The organism is Novosphingobium sp. GW821-FHT09E05, from assembly GCF_059416165.1.
Genome location: NZ_JBWKOQ010000001.1, coordinates 427,625 through 443,360, shown reverse-complemented (window position 1 = coordinate 443,360; position 15,736 = coordinate 427,625). Strand labels below are relative to the sequence as shown.

21 protein-coding genes are annotated in these 15,736 nt (G+C 67.0%); 13 read left to right on the top strand and 8 right to left on the bottom strand.

All coding sequences use genetic code 11. The features are described from left to right. Window positions 1-100: 100 nt before the first annotated feature. The 5 genes from yihA to rpmH all read right to left on the bottom strand — a co-directional run bounded on the left by yihA (window position 101) and on the right by rpmH (window position 3,520). The gene (gene yihA, locus AC07M9_RS02120) at window positions 101-748 is read right to left on the bottom strand and encodes a ribosome biogenesis GTP-binding protein YihA/YsxC (RefSeq protein WP_494880928.1); all 648 of its coding nucleotides are present in this window, start codon (window positions 746-748) and stop codon (window positions 101-103) included. A 2-nt stretch (window positions 749-750) separates the two neighbouring features. Beyond that, window positions 751-2,526, bottom strand: coding sequence for a membrane protein insertase YidC (yidC, locus tag AC07M9_RS02115; protein ID WP_494880927.1), 1,776 nt, complete (start codon window positions 2,524-2,526; stop codon window positions 751-753). Between the two features lie 77 nt (window positions 2,527-2,603). Next, window positions 2,604-2,819: a membrane protein insertion efficiency factor YidD gene (gene yidD / locus AC07M9_RS02110; RefSeq protein WP_494883867.1), complete on the bottom strand. Its 216-nt coding sequence runs from the start codon at window positions 2,817-2,819 to the stop codon at window positions 2,604-2,606. Between the two features lie 26 nt (window positions 2,820-2,845). Next, the gene (rnpA, locus tag AC07M9_RS02105) at window positions 2,846-3,229 is read right to left on the bottom strand and encodes a ribonuclease P protein component (RefSeq protein ID WP_494880925.1); all 384 of its coding nucleotides are present in this window, start codon (window positions 3,227-3,229) and stop codon (window positions 2,846-2,848) included. Window positions 3,230-3,385: 156 nt separating this feature from the next. Then, window positions 3,386-3,520 (bottom strand): 50S ribosomal protein L34, encoded by a 135-nt coding sequence (gene rpmH, locus AC07M9_RS02100; protein WP_007684233.1) that lies wholly within the window; start codon window positions 3,518-3,520, stop codon window positions 3,386-3,388. A 283-nt stretch (window positions 3,521-3,803) separates the two neighbouring features. On the opposite strand from rpmH, the gene AC07M9_RS02095 reads away from it, so the two are divergent. After that, window positions 3,804-4,049, top strand: a complete 246-nt coding sequence (locus AC07M9_RS02095; protein ID WP_494880922.1) for a hypothetical protein — start codon at window positions 3,804-3,806, stop codon at window positions 4,047-4,049. Between the two features lie 32 nt (window positions 4,050-4,081). Here AC07M9_RS02095 and AC07M9_RS02090 read toward each other — a convergent pair whose 3' ends face one another. Next, the gene (locus tag AC07M9_RS02090; RefSeq protein ID WP_494880920.1) at window positions 4,082-4,798 is read right to left on the bottom strand and encodes an alpha/beta hydrolase; all 717 of its coding nucleotides are present in this window, start codon (window positions 4,796-4,798) and stop codon (window positions 4,082-4,084) included. Window positions 4,799-4,949: 151 nt separating this feature from the next. Between AC07M9_RS02090 and AC07M9_RS02085 the strand changes: the two genes are divergently transcribed. Further along, a complete protein-coding gene (locus AC07M9_RS02085) occupies window positions 4,950-6,458 on the top strand; it encodes a YifB family Mg chelatase-like AAA ATPase (protein WP_494880918.1) in 1,509 nt (502 codons plus the stop codon). Window positions 6,459-6,464: 6 nt separating this feature from the next. Here AC07M9_RS02085 and AC07M9_RS02080 read toward each other — a convergent pair whose 3' ends face one another. Further along, window positions 6,465-8,522 carry an NAD(+) synthase gene (locus AC07M9_RS02080; protein ID WP_494880916.1) on the bottom strand — a complete coding sequence of 686 codons (2,058 nt, stop codon included), beginning with the start codon at window positions 8,520-8,522 and terminating at the stop codon, window positions 6,465-6,467. A gap of 237 nt (window positions 8,523-8,759) precedes the next feature. On the opposite strand from AC07M9_RS02080, the gene AC07M9_RS02075 reads away from it, so the two are divergent. After that, entirely contained in the window at window positions 8,760-9,170 is a 411-nt protein-coding gene (locus tag AC07M9_RS02075; RefSeq protein WP_494880915.1) for a SufE family protein, read from the top strand. Continuing rightward, on the top strand, window positions 9,157-9,516 hold the full coding sequence (locus AC07M9_RS02070; protein WP_494880913.1) for a YbaN family protein: 360 nt from the start codon (window positions 9,157-9,159) through the stop codon (window positions 9,514-9,516). Before AC07M9_RS02075 ends, AC07M9_RS02070 begins: the two co-directional genes overlap by 14 nt. A 139-nt stretch (window positions 9,517-9,655) precedes the next feature. Here the strand turns inward: AC07M9_RS02070 and AC07M9_RS02065 are convergent, their stop codons facing one another. Beyond that, window positions 9,656-10,177: a sterol desaturase family protein gene (locus AC07M9_RS02065; protein ID WP_494880911.1), complete on the bottom strand. Its 522-nt coding sequence runs from the start codon at window positions 10,175-10,177 to the stop codon at window positions 9,656-9,658. 170 nt (window positions 10,178-10,347) lie between these two features. Between AC07M9_RS02065 and AC07M9_RS02060 the strand changes: the two genes are divergently transcribed. From AC07M9_RS02060 to AC07M9_RS02020, 9 genes are all read left to right on the top strand, one after another. Continuing rightward, window positions 10,348-10,731 (top strand): hypothetical protein, encoded by a 384-nt coding sequence (locus AC07M9_RS02060; RefSeq protein ID WP_494880909.1) that lies wholly within the window; start codon window positions 10,348-10,350, stop codon window positions 10,729-10,731. A 98-nt stretch (window positions 10,732-10,829) separates the two neighbouring features. After that, window positions 10,830-11,078, top strand: coding sequence for a hypothetical protein (locus AC07M9_RS02055; RefSeq protein ID WP_494880907.1), 249 nt, complete (start codon window positions 10,830-10,832; stop codon window positions 11,076-11,078). 187 nt (window positions 11,079-11,265) lie between these two features. Beyond that, a complete protein-coding gene (gene leuC, locus AC07M9_RS02050; RefSeq protein ID WP_494880905.1) occupies window positions 11,266-12,720 on the top strand; it encodes a 3-isopropylmalate dehydratase large subunit in 1,455 nt (484 codons plus the stop codon). Window positions 12,721-12,733: 13 nt separating this feature from the next. Continuing rightward, on the top strand, window positions 12,734-12,916 hold the full coding sequence (locus AC07M9_RS02045) for a hypothetical protein (protein WP_007686976.1): 183 nt from the start codon (window positions 12,734-12,736) through the stop codon (window positions 12,914-12,916). Then, complete coding sequence (leuD, locus tag AC07M9_RS02040) at window positions 12,916-13,518, top strand: 3-isopropylmalate dehydratase small subunit (RefSeq protein ID WP_494880903.1); 603 nt, start codon at window positions 12,916-12,918, stop codon at window positions 13,516-13,518. Before AC07M9_RS02045 ends, leuD begins: the two co-directional genes overlap by 1 nt. 131 nt (window positions 13,519-13,649) lie before the next feature. Continuing rightward, on the top strand, window positions 13,650-13,967 hold the full coding sequence (locus AC07M9_RS02035; RefSeq protein ID WP_007686972.1) for a DUF1476 domain-containing protein: 318 nt from the start codon (window positions 13,650-13,652) through the stop codon (window positions 13,965-13,967). A 12-nt stretch (window positions 13,968-13,979) separates the two neighbouring features. Next, a complete protein-coding gene (locus AC07M9_RS02030) occupies window positions 13,980-14,213 on the top strand; it encodes a BolA family protein (RefSeq protein ID WP_494880901.1) in 234 nt (77 codons plus the stop codon). A 29-nt stretch (window positions 14,214-14,242) separates the two neighbouring features. Continuing rightward, window positions 14,243-14,572 carry a Grx4 family monothiol glutaredoxin gene (gene grxD, locus AC07M9_RS02025; protein ID WP_494880899.1) on the top strand — a complete coding sequence of 110 codons (330 nt, stop codon included), beginning with the start codon at window positions 14,243-14,245 and terminating at the stop codon, window positions 14,570-14,572. A 358-nt stretch (window positions 14,573-14,930) separates the two neighbouring features. Beyond that, on the top strand, window positions 14,931-15,725 hold the full coding sequence (locus AC07M9_RS02020) for an NUDIX hydrolase (RefSeq protein ID WP_494880897.1): 795 nt from the start codon (window positions 14,931-14,933) through the stop codon (window positions 15,723-15,725). Window positions 15,726-15,736 lie beyond the last annotated feature (11 nt).

Sequence of the window (15,736 nt, the reverse complement as noted above, 5' to 3'; positions counted from 1 at the left end):
ATAGTTGAGACCTGAGCGCCGCGCGCTGCAGCGATCGAGGACAAGCTACCGCCTCAAAAGTACCCACCGGTCCCCGGTCAAGCCGGGGACGAAGCTAGTTTCACGTTTCCGCGTCGCCCAGCACAGCGGCGCGCAGTTCCTCGATGCCCATGCCCTTTTCCGAGCTGGTGACGTGGACCACCGGATAGGCCGCCGGGTGCTTGCGCGCCTCGACGAGAGTGGCCGCGTGGACCGCTTCCAGCTCGCTGGCCTTGATCTTGTCCGCCTTGGTGAGGACGAGGCGATAGCCCACCGCGGCCTCGTCGAGCATCTTGAGCATGTCGACGTCGACCTGCTTCACGCCGTGGCGCGAATCGATCAGCACCAGCGTGCGCTTGAGCTCGACCCGGCCGCGCAGGTAGTCGCGGACCAGGCGGCGCCATTCCTCGGTCACCTTGGGCGGTGCCTTGGCGAAGCCGTAGCCGGGCATGTCGACGAGGCGGAACTTGAGCGGCTCGCCGACGTCGAAGAAGTTCAGCTCCTGCGTGCGGCCCGGCGTCACCGAGGTGCGCGCGATCGCCTTGCGGCCGACCAGCGCGTTCAGCAGCGAGGACTTGCCGACGTTCGAGCGGCCGGCGAAGGCGACCTCGGGAACGTCGGGATCGGGCAGGAACTTGAGCGCGGGCGCGCTCTTCAGGAACGTCACCGGTCCGGAGAAGAGCTTGCGCGCGCGTTCGGTGAGGTCGGCCTGGGCCTGTTCGTCATCCATAGTCAGGCCTTTGCGCCCTTGTCGCGCTCGAGGGCGCGGGTCTTGTCGGCCGCGTCCTTCTCCTGCTGTGCCTTCAGCTGCGGGTGGCGGCTGTAGAGGTACTTCTGCTGCGCGATGGTCAGCAGGTTCGAGGTGATCCAGTAGACCAGCAGGCCCGAGGCGAACGGCGCCATCACGAACATCATGAACCAGGGCATGATCATGAAGACCTGCTGCTGCGCCGGGTCCATCTGCGCGGGGTTGAGCTTGAACTGCAGGAACATCGTCAGGCCCAGCAGCAACGCCAGCACGCCGATCGCGAGGAACGCGGGCGGCTGGAAGTCGAGCAGGCCGAACAGGTTGAGGATGTGCAGCGGATCGGGCGCCGAGAGGTCCTTGATCCACAGCACGAAGGGCTGGTGGCGCATCTCGATCGCCAGCATCAGCGTCTTGTAGAGCGCGAAGAACACCGGGATCTGCAGGAACATCGGCAGGCACCCGGCCATCGGGTTGACCCCCTCCTTCTTGTAGAGGGCCATGATCTCCTGCTGCTGCTTCTGCTTGTCGTCCTTGTAGCGCTCCTGCAGCGCCTTCATCTTCGGCTGGATCGCGCGCATCGCCGCCATCGAGGCGAAGCCGCGCTGGGCGACCGGGAACATGATGCCGCGCACGATGGCGGTCAGCAGGATGATCGCGACGCCGAAGTTGCCTGTCAGCTTGAACAGCGAGGTCAGCAGCCAGAAGATCGGCTTCTCGAACCAGCGGAACCAGCCCCAGTCGATCGCGAGACCGAAGTTGGCGATGCCCTGCTTCTCGTACGTGTCGAGGACGGTGTGCTCCTTGGCGCCGGCGAACAGCTTGGTGGTCACCGTCAGGCGCTGGCGCGGCTGGAGGACCTGCTGGTCGTAGACGAGGTCGGCGCGGAAGATCGAGTTGCCGAGCGAGCGGAAAGTGCCTTCGGCCTTGGTGCCGACGGGGATCAGGCTCGACATCCAGTAGACGTCGGTGAAGCCGATCCAGTCGGTGCGGCCGGTCCCGGTGACGGTCTGGGCCTCGAGCACGTCCTTGTAGTTGTTCGCGAAGGTGACCGAACCGTCGAAAGCGCCGATCGGACCCGAGTGGACGTTCCAGGTGTCGAGGCTCGAGGTCTTGTCGGTGCGGTTGACGAGCGCGAAGGGCTTGACCGTGACCGCGCCGCCGCCGGCGTTCTCGACCGTCTGCGCGGCCGTGATCATGTAGTCCTTGTCGATCGAATAGGTGATCGCGAAACGCTGGCCGGTGGAGTTGGCCCAGGTCAGCGTCAGCGGCGTCGTCGGCGTCAGCTTCGCGCCGGCGGGCGCGGTCCACACCGTCTGTGCGCCGGGAGCGGCGACGCCGCCCTCACCGACCCAGCCGACCTGCGCGAACTGCTGCGCCGGGGTTCCGGCGGGCGAGTAGATGCGCACCGGGCCGGAATTCTTCTCCACCGTCTCGCGGTGGCGGTTGAGCACGAGATCGTCGACGATAGCGCCGGTCAGGTTGATCGAGCCCGAGAGGCCAGGCGCCGCGATCGGAACGCGGCCGCCCGAGGCAAGCGCACTCTTGAGGTCCTGCGTCTCGAGCGCGACGTCGGCCGCATCGCGCAGGCCGCCTTCGCGGGTGGGCTTGGTCGGGCTGGTGGCGTTCTCCGCACCGCCTGCCGCGACGGTCTGCACCGGCGTCTTGGCCTGCGGGTAGAAGTAGCCGACCCCGGCTTCCCATCCGAACAGGACGAGCGCGGTCAGCACGACCGCGAGGATGATGTTGCGCTGCTTTTCCACGAAGGCTTGTTTCCTGCTCGTATTGCCGGTCGGCGGCGGCGGCTGGCCGCTGCGCTTCACTTCAAGGTCGTTCTATTTCAGTCCGGGACAGGATCGTGACCGTGCCCGCCCCACGGTTGGCAGCGCAATAGACGCCAGAGCGCCAGCCATCCACCCTTAATCGCACCGTGCCTGCGCACCGCCTCTATCGCGTATTGCGAGCACGACGGGGTGTAGCGGCAGGTCGGCGGCATGATCGCGGAAGGGCCTATCTGCCAGAGACGCGCGATGCCGATAAGGAGGAGTCCGGGAATCGAGACGACGAAGCGAAGCGCCCGCTTCACTTGCGAGGTCCGCGCTTGCGTCCATGGGGGCGGGGCGAATCGCCCTTGCCCTCGCGCGCCCGGCCGAATGCCGCGACCAGTTCGCTGCGCAGCGCCGCGAAATCGCGTTCGATACCGCCCTCACGGCCGATCAGGACGTGGTCGGTATCCGGCAAGCCGTGGTCGTGCAGCAGTTCGCGCAGCAGCGCCCGAAAGCGTCGCTTCATACGGTTTCGCACGACGGCGTTGCCGATCTTCTTGGTTACCGTGATCCCGGCGCGCCGCCCCAGCCCCTCGTTCGCCTTGGCGAGCAGCACGAATCCGGGCCGCGCGACTCGCAGGCCGTGATTGGCGGCGAGGAAGTCCGAACGGCGGGTCAGGGTCGTGTAGGCGTCTGCCATGGCGGGAAGCTAGGGATCCTCCGAAGCGAATACCATCCTTTGACGAAGGCGATTCGCACCAAAGCAAAACGGCGCCAGTTGATACCTCCACCCGTCGGCGAAGGCATCAACTGGCGCCGCTTGGGCAGGGGACGAACCCCTGCCGTTACCGGCGAATCAGGCCGAGAGCTTCTTGCGGCCGCGAGCGCGGCGTGCACGAAGCACGTTGCGGCCACCGACGGTCGCACCGCGGGCGCGGAAGCCGTGACGGCGGGCGCGAACAAGGCGGCTGGGCTGGAAAGTGCGCTTCATGTCAGTCCTCGAAATACCAACTTGGCCCCGAAGGACCTGAACAAAAAGGGCCGCCCGGACCGGACGACCGCTGAACTCTGGGGCGCCGATACTGAAGCACCGCTCCAGAGTCAAGGCCGAGTGCTCGCCAACGCGCGTCGGGAAGCCAAGCACAACCCGCCCCAAGCCCGTACCGGATCCTTCCCGATTTACCAGTATGGCGGACCGCACAGCGATGGGAGATCATGCACGGCAGGATACCGCCCAGCGATGCAGTCGCGCCTGGAGACGGGGGGAACCGACGATGCAGGACGAACCGACCGAGCGTTTCGGCGTGCTCGTCGGCTGGCGCTCGCAAGACCTGGGTGAAAGCCTGGTACTCGAGATCCAGACCGTCGAGCGCGCCACCTGGGAGCATGGCGAAGACCCATTCCGCACCAAGGTCATGATGACCAACAGCCAGGCCGCGGTACTGGCCAATTACCTGCTGAAGGCATCCGGGGCGACGCCGCCGCCCCGTCGTGGCTGGATGGCGCGGCTGTTCGGATGACGGCTGTTCGAAGGCGAAAGAAAAACGGCCGCTCAGGACCCGGCGTTCTCGGGCGTGACCCATAATCCCATCTCTCCCGCGCCGAACCAGCGCGCGGACGAGAACGGCACCGAATTGGTCATGCCGTAGAAGGCCTCGGCCTCGATCGGGCTCATGCCCATCTGCCGGTAGTAATCGAGGTAGCGGCGATTCTCGGGCGCATTGGCCGAATAGTCGCCCGGCTCCAGCCCGGTGTCGTCCTGCCAGGAATGGACCGCGAACTCCGCGCCCGGATCGACGTAGCGGTGGGCACCCGCGAGGAACAGCTCGACGCCGCCCGAGCGGACCGAACCGCCGGCGGGCACATGCGTGGCGATACCTCGCTCGCGGATCATCCGGCCAAGCCGCAGGTTGGCGAGATCGTCCTCGGTGCCGGGGCACTCGACCATCTCGATCGTGGCGATGCCGGGATGGTCGCGCAGCATGGCGGCGAACAGCGCGGGACTGCGCCCGTCGGTGACGTCGACCAGCGCGGCGCGGTCGTCGCCGAGCACGCGGAACGGCCCATAGGCCGCCGCGTCCTCGGGGACGGTCGGGGGGGTGAGGACCGTGCCGGCTTCGAAAGCCGGCACGGTAAAGAGGCTGCGCTCGCCACCGCTGTCGAAACGGTCGGCACCCACTTCGACGGTCTCGTACTCGATCACCTGCGCCGACAGGGGGGAAGCGGCGTACAGGCAGGCAAGGCCAAGGCATGCAGTGAGCGAGCGCATGCCCGGACCCTAGGGACGCGGCCTTACCTTCTGCCTCACAAGCGGGGTTAAAACGCTGTAAGGTATAAAATACGCAATAGCGGCGTGATGATGAACCGTTACAACATTGTTCCTGTTCTGTTGAATTACTTATGTGAAAAAGGGGAATTTCGTGGTCGCACTCGTCTCGACCGTCGCGTACCTCGGGCTCGAGGCACGCGCCGTAGAGGTGCAGTGCCAGATCGCACCGGGCATACCGGGTTTCACGCTCGTCGGCCTCCCCGACAAGGCGGTGGGCGAAAGTCGTCAGCGGGTCAGCGCCGCGCTCACGGCGATGGGACTGGCGCTGCCCCCAAAGCGCATCACCATCAACCTCTCCCCCGCAGACCTGCCCAAGGAAGGCTCGCACTACGACCTGCCCGTGGCGCTGGCGCTGCTGGCGGCGATGGGCGTCGTGGACGCCGAGCTGATCGCGGACTTCGTGGCAGTCGGCGAACTCGCGCTCGACGGCCGGGTGATCCCCTCGCCCGGCGTCCTGCTCGCCGCGATCCATGCGAGCGAGGGCGACAAGGGCCTCATCTGCCCCGCCGCGCAGGGGTCGGAGGCGCGCTGGGCCAGCGGAGTGCCGGTGATCGCCGCGCCCAACCTCATCAGCCTGCTCAACCACCTCAAGGGCACCCAGACCCTCCCCGTGCCGCAGCCCGGCAGTGTAGAGGCGCCGCGGCGAGGGCCCGACATGCGGCAGGTCAAGGGGCAGGAAGTCGCCCGCCGCGCGCTGGAGATCGCGGCGGCAGGCTCCCATAACCTGCTGATGGTCGGGCCGCCGGGCGCGGGCAAGTCGCTGCTCGCCTCGTGCCTGCCCGGTATCCTGCCCGAGCTGACGCCGGGAGAGGCGCTGGAGGTGTCGATGGTCGCCTCGGTCGCCGGAACGCTGGAGGGCGGACGGATCAGCCGGGCGCGGCCCTACCGCTCGCCGCACCACTCCGCCTCGATCGCGGCACTGACCGGCGGCGGGCTCAAGGTGCGGCCCGGCGAGGTGTCGATGGCGCACCTGGGCGTCCTGTTCCTCGACGAGCTGCCCGAATTCCAGCGTCAGGCTCTCGATTCGCTGCGCCAGCCACTGGAAACCGGTGAAGTCACCGTCGCGCGCGCCAATGCCCACCTAACCTACCCGGCGCGGGTGCAGCTGATCGCGGCGATGAACCCGTGCCGCTGCGGGCACCTTGGCGACCCGGCGCTCGCCTGCTCCCGCGCGCCGCGCTGCGCCGCGGACTACCAGAGCAAGGTCAGCGGCCCGCTGCTCGACCGCATCGACCTCCACGTCGAGGTCGATCCCGTGCGCGCCGCCGACCTCGCCCTGCCCCCGCCCGCCGAGGGAAGCGAGGACGTGGCCGCACGCGTCGAAAGAGCGCGCCAGCGGCAGACCGCGCGGCTCGAAGGCGTCCCGGCGCGCACCAATGCCGAACTCGACGGCGACCTGCTCGAACGCCACGCCACCCCGGACGAAGCCGGAAGGCGCCTGCTGCTGCAGGCGGCGGAGGCGATGCGCCTTTCCGCGCGCGGCTATACCCGTATTCTGAGGGTCGCGCGTACCATCGCCGACCTCGCCGGGGCGGAGACGGTCGGGCGCGTCCACGTGGCCGAAGCGCTCAGCTACCGCCGTCAAGCACCCCGCGCCTGACGGCGCCTACGGCATCCTTGCGTCGAGTTCCGCCAGCCACACCGCCGCGCTGGCGTCGGACGGCGCGCGCCAGTCTCCGCGCGGGGACAGGGCGCCGCCGGAGGATACCTTCGGGCCGTTGGGAATGGCCGAACGCTTGAACTGGCTGAACGCGAAGAAGCGCCGCAGGAACTTCTCCAGCCACGCACGGATCGTCGCAAGGTCGTATGCGTTCTTCTTGGCCTCGGGGAAGCCCGCCGGCCACGCCCCCGCCGCCGCATCACGCCAGGCGTGCCACGCCAGGAACGCGACCTTCGACGGTTTCTGCCCGAAGCGCACGATGTGGTGGAGGAAGAAGTCATTGAGCTCGTAGGGCCCGATCTTCGCCTCGGTGCTCTGGATCGCGCCGTCCGCGCCTGCAGGCACCAGCTCGGGCGAGATTTCGGTGGCGAGGATGGCGAGGAGGACGTCCTCGGTCGAGGCGCTGAACTGGTCGGTCGTCGCGCACCAGCGGATCAGGTACTGGATCAGCGTCTTGGGCACGCCGGCGTTGACCGCGTAATGGCTCATCTGGTCGCCGACGCCATAGGTACACCACCCCAGCGCCAGCTCCGACAGGTCCCCGGTGCCGACCACGAAGCCCGAATGCTGGCTGGCGAGGCGGAACAGGTAGTCGGTGCGCAGGCCCGCCTGGACGTTCTCGAACGTCACGTCGTAGACCGGCTGACCGTCCGCGAAGGCATGGCCGATGTCGGTGAGCATGGTTGTCGCGGCAGGGCGGATGTCGATTTCCTCCGCCGTGATGCCGACCGCCTCCATCAGCTTCCAGGCGTTGGCCTTGGTGCCATCGCTCGTCCCGAAGCCGGGCATCGTGTAGCCCCGGATCGTGGTGCGGGGCAGGCCCAACCGGTCGCAGGCGCGCGCGGCGACGATCAGCGCATGGGTCGAATCGAGCCCGCCCGAGATGCCGATCACCAGCGACTTGGCGGCGGTCGATTCCATTCGCCGCATCAGCCCGTCGACCTGGATGTTGAACGCCTCGTAGCAGTCCGCATCGAGCTTGTCGGCGCGCGCGGGGACGAAGGGGAAACGGCCGAGCGGGCGGATGAGCCCGATGTCGCCCCTGGCCGGAACATGGTCGAAGCGGACGGTGCGGAAGGTCTCCTCGGGCGAGCCGGCCAGTTCGGCGGCGTCGTTGAAGGTCGGCACGCGCGCCCGGTCCATGACGATGCGGTCGCAATCGACGTCGGCGATGCATAGTTCGGGCGCGAGCGAGAAGCGCTCCGATTCGGCGAGCAGGTCGCCCAGTTCGTAGACGATCCCCTGCCCGTCCCACGCGAGGTCGGTCGTGCTCTCGCCGTGCCCCGCCGCGCAGTAGACGTAAGCCGCCACCGCGCGCGCCGACTGCGAGCGGCAGAGCATGTGGCGCTCGTCCGACTTGCCGATCACGATGTTCGAGGCCGAGAGGTTGGCCAGGATCGTTGCCCCGGCCATAGCGCCCAGCGAGCTTGGCGGAGTGGGCGCCCAGAAGTCCTCGCAGATCTCGGCGAAGAAGCGGAAGCTGGGCAGGACCTCGGAGGCGAAGACGAGGTCCACGCCGAAGGGCACCTCCTCGCCGTTGACCGTGATCGTGGCATTGCGAATCGCCTTGCCGCTGGCGAACCAGCGCTTCTCGTAGAACTCTCGGTAGTTGGGGAGGTACGACTTGGGGACCGCGCCCAGCAGCTTGCCATGGGCGATGGCGAGCGCGCAGTTGAAGAGGCGACCCTTGCGCAGCAGCGCCGCGCCGACCAGCAGCACCGGGGAAAGGTCGGCACTGGCTTTCACCACGTCGGCGATCGCGGCCTCTACCGCCTCTATCATCGCACCCTGCAGGTGCAGGTCGTCGATGGCGTAGGACGACAGGCACAGTTCAGGGAACACCAGCAGGTCGACATGCGCCTCGTGCGCGCGGCGCGCCTCGGCCAGCACGGCGCCCAGGTTGAAGGCGACGTCGGCGGTCCGCACGCGCGGGGTGGAGGCGGCGACGCGCACGAAGCCGTGCTCGTGCATGTCGTGGAAGGGGTGGCTTCGCTGGTCCGTCATAGCATTCCCTTGACCCGCACCCTTCTTCGTCATCCCCGCGAAGGCGGGGATCGATCTCCGACGTCAGACCATCGGAAAGCACCGGAGATGGGTTCCCGCTTTCGCGGGAATGACGAAGGTAGGTTGTTGGTTTTGTCTGATGATGTTGGTCGTATTTTCATGCAATCCCTACAGCAACCCGGCGCCGGGGCAATCTCCCCCTTGCCCTGCAGCCCTTCCGCCTTAAATGCCAAGTCCATGCGCAGCCTCGACGATATCCGCGAAGAGTATGAATTCCTCGATGGCGACGAACGCTATCGCCTGCTCATCGACCTGGGCCGTGAGCTGGACGAGATGCCGGACGCGCTCAAGACCGACGCCACCAAGGTGCGCGGTTGCTCGGCCAGCGTCTGGGTCTATCCCACCGCCCGCGAGGACGGCACCCTGCACTTCCTGGCCGACAGCAACGCCGGTATCACCAAGGGCATCGTTGCGCTGGTGATCGCCGCGGTGCAGGACCGGCCCGCCGCCACCGTCGCCGCTACCGACATCACCGATGCCCTCGCTCCGTTCGATCTCAAGAACCAGCTCTCGTCCAACCGCACGCAGGGCATCCCCAACATGATCGCGCTGATCCGGGAGACCGCGGCCCGCTATGCGCAGGATTAGCCGGCCGCTCTGGATTGCCGGCGGGGTGTTCTTCGTCGGGCTGGGAACGCTGGGCATCTTCGTGCCGCTGCTGCCAACAGTGGTATTCTACCTGCTGGCGGCGTGGTGCTTCTCGAACAGCCACCCCGAATGGGCCGAGCGGCTCTATGCCCATCCCACCCACGGCCACCACCTGCGCGCCTGGCGCGACCGCCGCGCGATAAGCCGCAAGGGCAAGATCGCGGCGATCCTCTCGATGGCGCTGAGCGTTGTGGTGGTGTGGTACACCGCCGGGGGCTGGTGGACTTTGATTCCCCTCGCCGTGCTGGCGACGATCGGGACGTGGATCTGGACCAGGGCGGAGTGACGAACTGACGTCGTCCCCGGCTTTACCGGGGACCACTGGTAAAGCAGCCCCGGCTCATGGCCGCCCGCTGCACGGCCCAACGCAAGCTATCGCCTAAAAAAGTCCCAAGCGGCCCCCGCCTTCGCGGAGACGTTTGGCCTCAGCGCTCGTCGATGGCCTCGCGCAGCACGGCAATGCCGCGCATCCGCTGTTCCCGCAGCTCGCGCTTCAACGCCGCCGGATCGCGCGCGACGACGAAGCCGAAGCTGACGCCGCCTTCCTTGCCGATCGTGGCATGGTGCAGCTTGTGCGCCTGCACCAGCCTCTTGGCGTAGCCGCGCTTGGGCACCCAGCGGAAGTACCGCTGGTGGACGAGGCCGTCATGGATCAGCGTATAGATGACCCCGTAGACCAGCACGCCGAGCCCGATCCAGGTGCCCGGCTCCCATGCCGCCGAGCCCATCACCATCGGCGAGCCCGACGCGAACATGCCCACGCTGATCCCGGCGCCGAACAGCGCGAAGAGGTCGTTCTTCTCGAGCAGCTTGTCGTGTGGTTCGTGATGGTCGCGGTGCCATGCCCAGCCGAAGCCGTGCATCACGTACTTGTGGCTCGACCAAGCGACAAGTTCCATCGCAGCGACAGAGGCGGAAACGACAAGGATCACGGCGATGAGCGACATGCGCCGCCTTATAGCAGCCGCGGCGCGACTTGCGACACTCTCTTACAATCGCAGACCTTTATGCGACGAGTCATATCTCTGCCGTTCAGCTTGATGGCCCTAAACCTGAATGCATCGGAAGTGAGGTCAGCCCCTCCCAACCTTAAGGTTTCAGACAAGGAGTGCTTATCATGCGCAAGTTCACCAAGATCGTCGCCCCTGCCCTCGTCGCCGTGCTCGGCCTATCGGCCGTTGCTCCGACCATCGCCGAGGCCGCACCCTACAGCCAGAACCGTCACCAGGCGGCGCGCCCGACCCCGAACCGCAGCTTCAACATCCGCTCGGACATCCAGGGCCTGCGCGCCCAGATCGACCGCGCCGCCGCGCGCCGCACGATCTCGCAGCGCGAAGCCACTGGACTGCGCCGCGACGCGGTCAACCTGCAGCGTCTCTATGTGAACTACAACCGCGGCGGCCTGAGCAGGCAGGAGACGCGCGCGCTCCAGAACGGCGTCAACAAGGTCTACGTCGCCCTGCACATGGAACGCCGCGACTACGACGGCCGGCGCGGCTGATCGGCAAATAGCCTGATTTTTCGGGGATATGGCAGCCATCCTTACCGATCGCGGTTCTATCCCCGCTCCAATCCGCATCCCTCAGAGGAGATTCACCCATGCGCAAGTTCACCAAGATCGTCGCGCCCGCACTTGCCGCCCTGATCGGCATGGCGTCGCTGGCCCCCACCGTCGCCGAAGCAGCGCCGCGCCATCACGACCAACGCGCGGAGCATCGCAAGCCGGTGCACCACGTTCGCCACGCACCCAAACCCCACGTCGAGCACCGCCGCGTGGTCCATCACCGCGTGGCCCATCGTGCTCCAGCTCATCACGCCCCGGTCCACCATGATCGGCGGCACCGCTGAGCGGGCGGACATTCTAACGCGCCCGGCCGAAAGGTCGGGCTCGTCTCGCATAACGAGGCAAAGGTTGCCTTAAAGCAACGATAGATCAGAAATGCGCATTGATTTGAATGAAAGTTTCGCCAAACTTTCCAGCCGAATGGCCTTGCCCCTTGAATTGCAGGCCTCGCGCGCTTAATCGCGCCTTATCATGACAACCACACCGCGCACCCTCTACCAGAAGATCTGGGACGCCCACGTCGTCGACACACGCGACGACGGCACCTGCCTCGTCTATATCGACCGGCACCTCGTCCACGAAGTGACGAGCCCGCAGGCTTTCGAAAGCCTTCGCGCTGCCGGCCGCCCGGTGCGCCGTCCCGACCTTACCCTCGCGGTGCCCGACCACAACCTGCCCACCACTGCGCGCAAGGATGCGGCCGGCAACCGCGTGCCCATCGCCGACCGCGAAAGCGCGCAGCAGCTCGACATGCTCGAGAAGAACGCGCCCGCCTTCGGCATCCGCTATATCGCCGACACCGACCGCGAACAGGGCATCGTCCATGTCGTCGGCCCTGAGCAGGGCTTCTCGCTCCCCGGCGCGACCATCGTCTGCGGCGACAGCCATACGGCGTGCCACGGCGGCATCGGCGCGCTGGCCTTCGGCATCGGCACCAGCGAGGTCGAGCACGTGCTCGCCACGCAGACGCTGCTGCTCAAGCAGTCCAAGACCTTCGAGGTCCGCGTCGAAGGCAAGCTCGGCGCCGGCGTCTCGCCCAAGGACGTCGTCCTGCACATCATCGGCGTCGTCGGCACCGGCGGCGGCACGGGCCATGTCATCGAGTTCTGCGGCAACGTCTTCGAGGAGATGTCCATCGAGGGCCGCCTGACCGTCTGCAACATGGCGATCGAGGCAGGTGCCCGCGCTGGCCTCGTCGCACCCGACGAAACCACTTTCGCCTATGTGCAGGGCCGCCCCTACGCGCCCAAGGGCGAGGACTGGGACAAGGCGCTCCCCTGGTGGAAGGGCCTCGCCACCGACGCGGGCGCGACTTACGACAAGTCCGTCTTTATCCGCGCCGAGGACATCCAGCCCACCGTCACCTGGGGCACCAGCCCCGAGGACACCTCGGGCATTGGCGGCGTGGTCCCCGCGCCCGAAGACTTCGCCGACGCCTCCAAGCGCGACGCGGTCAAGGTGAGCCTGGAATACATGGGCCTGACACCGGGCACCCGGCTGACAGACGTCGAAGTGCAGAACGTCTTCATCGGCAGCTGCACTAACAGCCGCATCGAGGACATTCGCGCCGCTGCCGAAGTGCTCAAGGGCCGCCACAAGGCCGAGAACGTCAAGTGGGCGATCGTCGTCCCCGGCTCGGGCCTCGTCAAGGAACAGGCCGAGGCCGAGGGTCTCGACAAGATCATCATCGACGCAGGGCTGGAATGGCGCGAGCCGGGCTGCTCGGCCTGCCTTGCCATGAACCCGGACAAGGTCCCCTCGGGCGAGCGCTGCGCTTCCACCAGCAATCGCAACTTCACCGGCCGCCAGGGTCCGGGTGCGCGCACCCACCTGATGAGCCCGGCGATGGCCGCCGCCGCCGCCGTCACCGGCAAGCTGACCGACGTGCGCGATCTCGCGCCCGCCGAACTCGCTGCCGCCAACTGATAGGATAACCCTCATGTCCGACGACAACGACAACTCGCTGGCCGGCAAGGCCGCCCTCGCCGCCGGCGCCGCCATCGGTTCCGCCGCCATTGCGGCCGCGCTGCTCTTCGTGAAGCGCCGCAGCGACCGCAAGAAGGCCGACGGCAAGCCCGGCGCCACCAGCACCGCACCGCATTACCCCACCGAGACGGACTGATGCAGGCTATCAACCACGTCGCCGGCAAGGCGATCCCCTTCGGCCGCAAGAACGTCGACACCGACGTCATCATCCCGGCGCACTGGCTCAAGACCGTCACCCGTGACGGCCTGGGCCGCGGCGCGTTCGAGGCCGTGAAGAAGGAGCCGGGCAACGTCTTCACCGACCCCGCCAACGCCGATGCTCCGATCCTCATCGCGGGCGACAACTTCGGCTGCGGCTCCAGCCGTGAACACGCGGCCTGGGCCCTGCTCGACATGGGCGTGACCTGCGTGATCGCGCCGAGCTTCTCGGACATCTTCTCGGGCAACGCCTTCAAGAACGGGATTCTCACCGTGGCGCTGCCGCAGGAGGCTGTCGACCGGCTGATGGAAGTGGCCCAGACCGACCCCATCGACATCAACCTCGAAACGCAGACGGTGACCACCCCATTCCAGGACCGCTTCACCTTCGAGATCGACGCCTTCCGCAAGCACTGCCTGCTCAACGGCCTCGACGAAGTGGGCCTGACCATGGCGCAGGGCGACGCGATCTCGGCCTACGAGGCCAAGGCGCGCGGCGGCCTGCCGTTCCTGGCGAAGACGCCGGCCAGCGTGAACTGAAACGGCGATCCTCCCGCCTCGCGGGGGAGGATCGGTCGAATCGGGATTGAACCTGCTCCCGCCTCCACGTATCGGCTTACCCGAGCATCGCGCCTTCGCATTTGCGAGGCGCTATCAATCGAGGTTGTCCGATGACGAGTTTTGAGGATCGCGAGCGCGCGGAGGAAGCCAGGTTCGCGCACGACGCTGATACCCTGTTCCGCATCCAGGCCCGCCGCAACCGCCTCGTCGGCGAGTGGGCGGCCGTTCGCATGAGCCTCTCTCCGGCAGAAACCGACGCCTATGCCAAGTCCGTCGTCCAGGCAGACTTTGAGGAAGCCGGCGACGAGGACGTCATCCGCAAGCTGCTCGGCGACCTTACCGCCGCCGGCGTCGATACCAGCGAAGGCGAGATCCGCGCCGCGCTGGAAGCCAAGCAGGTCGAGGCGCGCCGCGCCTTCCTGGGTTAAGGAATTACCGTCATGGGCATGACCGCCACCGAAATCGAAACCCTCATCCGCGATGCGCTCCCGGATGCCGAGGTGACCATCACCGACCTCGCCGGCGACGGTGACCACTATTCCGCGCACGTCGTTTCGGCTACTTTCGTCGGCAAGCCCCGTGTCGCCCAGCACAAGCTGGTCTACGAAGCACTGGGCGGCCGCATGGGCGGCGTGCTCCACGCCTTGCAACTCACCACCGCCGTCCCCAACTGACGTCGCATACAGTTAGAGGTTATTCGAAAATGTCCGACGTCAACGCCCGCATCGGCGACATCGTAAACAGCAACGACGTGGTCCTGTTCATGAAGGGCACGCCGCTGTTCCCGCAGTGCGGCTTCTCGAGCCGCGCGATCGCTATCCTCGAGCATCTCGCCGTCCCGTATGAGACGGTCGACGTGTTGCAGGACATGGAAATCCGCCAGGGCATCAAGTCGTTCTCGGAATGGCCGACGATCCCCCAGCTCTACATCAAGGGCGAGTTCGTGGGCGGCAGCGATATCATGATGGAAATGTACGAAGCCGGCGAACTGCACCAGCTCGTCGCCGACGCCGGGATCGCCGCGCAGGGCTGATCCGCTCGCGGCATTGCCGAGTTTCGAAGGCCCGGGTGGAAACGCCCGGGCTTTTTTGCGCCGTCAGCCGGAAGACCTCGTGCTCAGCGTAATTGTTTCTGGCAAGCGTACCGGAATTCTCGGGGAGGCGGGGCCGTGAGACTGATCGGCCCCGCCTCTATCGAGACTGCTTCTCGGGGTACATGAAACCATAAGCATGGCCCGTGCCAGTTTCCATTATCGCCCGGAAAATCGCGAGTTCGGGCCAATGGACTTTAGCCGCTACGCACCCATGTGTAAGCCAGCCCGACACCTCGTTCGCGCCGGAGCGAGGCAGTTTCCGCTTGCCCGTCCGGCCCTTGCGCGCGACATCCCGGGCATGTCCTTCAGTGCTCCTTCCGACCGGCCGATGCCCGCCGATGGCCCCAGCGTCGTACCTGCCGCAACCGTGGTGATCTTCCGCCGCTCTGCCGGGGGCGGGCCGCCCGACCTGCTGATGGTGCAGCGCGCCAAGGAGATGCGCTTCGCCGGCGGCGCTGCGGTCTTCCCCGGCGGCCGGGTCGATCCCGGCGACTACGAACTCGCCCGCCGCCTTCTCCCCGACGAAGCCGAGGAGATCGCCTCGGCGCGCATCGCCGCCATCCGCGAGACGCTGGAGGAAACCGGCCTGATGATCGCCACGCGCCGGCCGGTCGGCGCGGCGGAGGCGGCGGCGGCGCGCGCGCTGCTGCTGGAGACGGGGCGGCTGGACACCGTGCTGGAGCGGTTCGGCTGGGAACTCGAACCCGGCGCGCTGACCCTGTTCGCGCACTGGTGTCCCTTATGGGACAAGGCCTTCGACACCCGCTTCTTCGTGACCGATCTCGGCACCGGGGCGGTCGACATCGCCGTCGATGCGACAGAAAACACGCGCCTGTTCTGGGTGAGCGCGGCGCAGGCGCTGGACATGGCGGACCGGGGCGACATCTCGGTGATCTTCCCCACCCGCCGCAATCTCGAACGCCTCGCCCGGTACGGCTGCCACGACGATGCGCTGGCGGACATCGCCGCCCACCCGGTCTCGCGCATCCATCCTGCCATCGAGAACCGCGACGACGGCGAATGGCTCGTCATCGCCGCAGGCCATGGCTACCCGGTTCTGGGCCAGCTTAAGGCCACCGCAAGGAGGGGTTAGCGCCGAGATAG

Excerpts from the sequence above, each read along its gene's own strand:
- AC07M9_RS02020 (WP_494880897.1), top strand. The coding sequence starts at position 14,931 with ATGTCCTTCAGTGCTCCTTCCGACCGGCCGATGCCCGCCGATGGCCCC.
- AC07M9_RS02065 (WP_494880911.1), bottom strand. The coding sequence starts at position 10,177 with ATGTCGCTCATCGCCGTGATCCTTGTCGTTTCCGCCTCTGTCGCTGCG.
- yihA (WP_494880928.1), bottom strand. The coding sequence starts at position 748 with ATGGATGACGAACAGGCCCAGGCCGACCTCACCGAACGCGCGCGCAAG.
- AC07M9_RS02090 (WP_494880920.1), bottom strand. The coding sequence starts at position 4,798 with ATGCGCTCGCTCACTGCATGCCTTGGCCTTGCCTGCCTGTACGCCGCT.
- grxD (WP_494880899.1), top strand. The coding sequence starts at position 14,243 with ATGTCCGACGTCAACGCCCGCATCGGCGACATCGTAAACAGCAACGAC.
- leuC (WP_494880905.1), top strand. The coding sequence starts at position 11,266 with ATGACAACCACACCGCGCACCCTCTACCAGAAGATCTGGGACGCCCAC.
- AC07M9_RS02035 (WP_007686972.1), top strand. The coding sequence starts at position 13,650 with ATGACGAGTTTTGAGGATCGCGAGCGCGCGGAGGAAGCCAGGTTCGCG.
- AC07M9_RS02060 (WP_494880909.1), top strand. The coding sequence starts at position 10,348 with ATGCGCAAGTTCACCAAGATCGTCGCCCCTGCCCTCGTCGCCGTGCTC.
- rpmH (WP_007684233.1), bottom strand. The coding sequence starts at position 3,520 with ATGAAGCGCACTTTCCAGCCCAGCCGCCTTGTTCGCGCCCGCCGTCAC.
- AC07M9_RS02080 (WP_494880916.1), bottom strand. The coding sequence starts at position 8,522 with ATGACGGACCAGCGAAGCCACCCCTTCCACGACATGCACGAGCACGGC.
- AC07M9_RS02075 (WP_494880915.1), top strand. The coding sequence starts at position 8,760 with ATGCGCAGCCTCGACGATATCCGCGAAGAGTATGAATTCCTCGATGGC.
- AC07M9_RS02030 (WP_494880901.1), top strand. The coding sequence starts at position 13,980 with ATGGGCATGACCGCCACCGAAATCGAAACCCTCATCCGCGATGCGCTC.
- leuD (WP_494880903.1), top strand. The coding sequence starts at position 12,916 with ATGCAGGCTATCAACCACGTCGCCGGCAAGGCGATCCCCTTCGGCCGC.
- AC07M9_RS02055 (WP_494880907.1), top strand. The coding sequence starts at position 10,830 with ATGCGCAAGTTCACCAAGATCGTCGCGCCCGCACTTGCCGCCCTGATC.
- rnpA (WP_494880925.1), bottom strand. The coding sequence starts at position 3,229 with ATGGCAGACGCCTACACGACCCTGACCCGCCGTTCGGACTTCCTCGCC.
- AC07M9_RS02095 (WP_494880922.1), top strand. The coding sequence starts at position 3,804 with ATGCAGGACGAACCGACCGAGCGTTTCGGCGTGCTCGTCGGCTGGCGC.
- AC07M9_RS02070 (WP_494880913.1), top strand. The coding sequence starts at position 9,157 with ATGCGCAGGATTAGCCGGCCGCTCTGGATTGCCGGCGGGGTGTTCTTC.
- AC07M9_RS02045 (WP_007686976.1), top strand. The coding sequence starts at position 12,734 with ATGTCCGACGACAACGACAACTCGCTGGCCGGCAAGGCCGCCCTCGCC.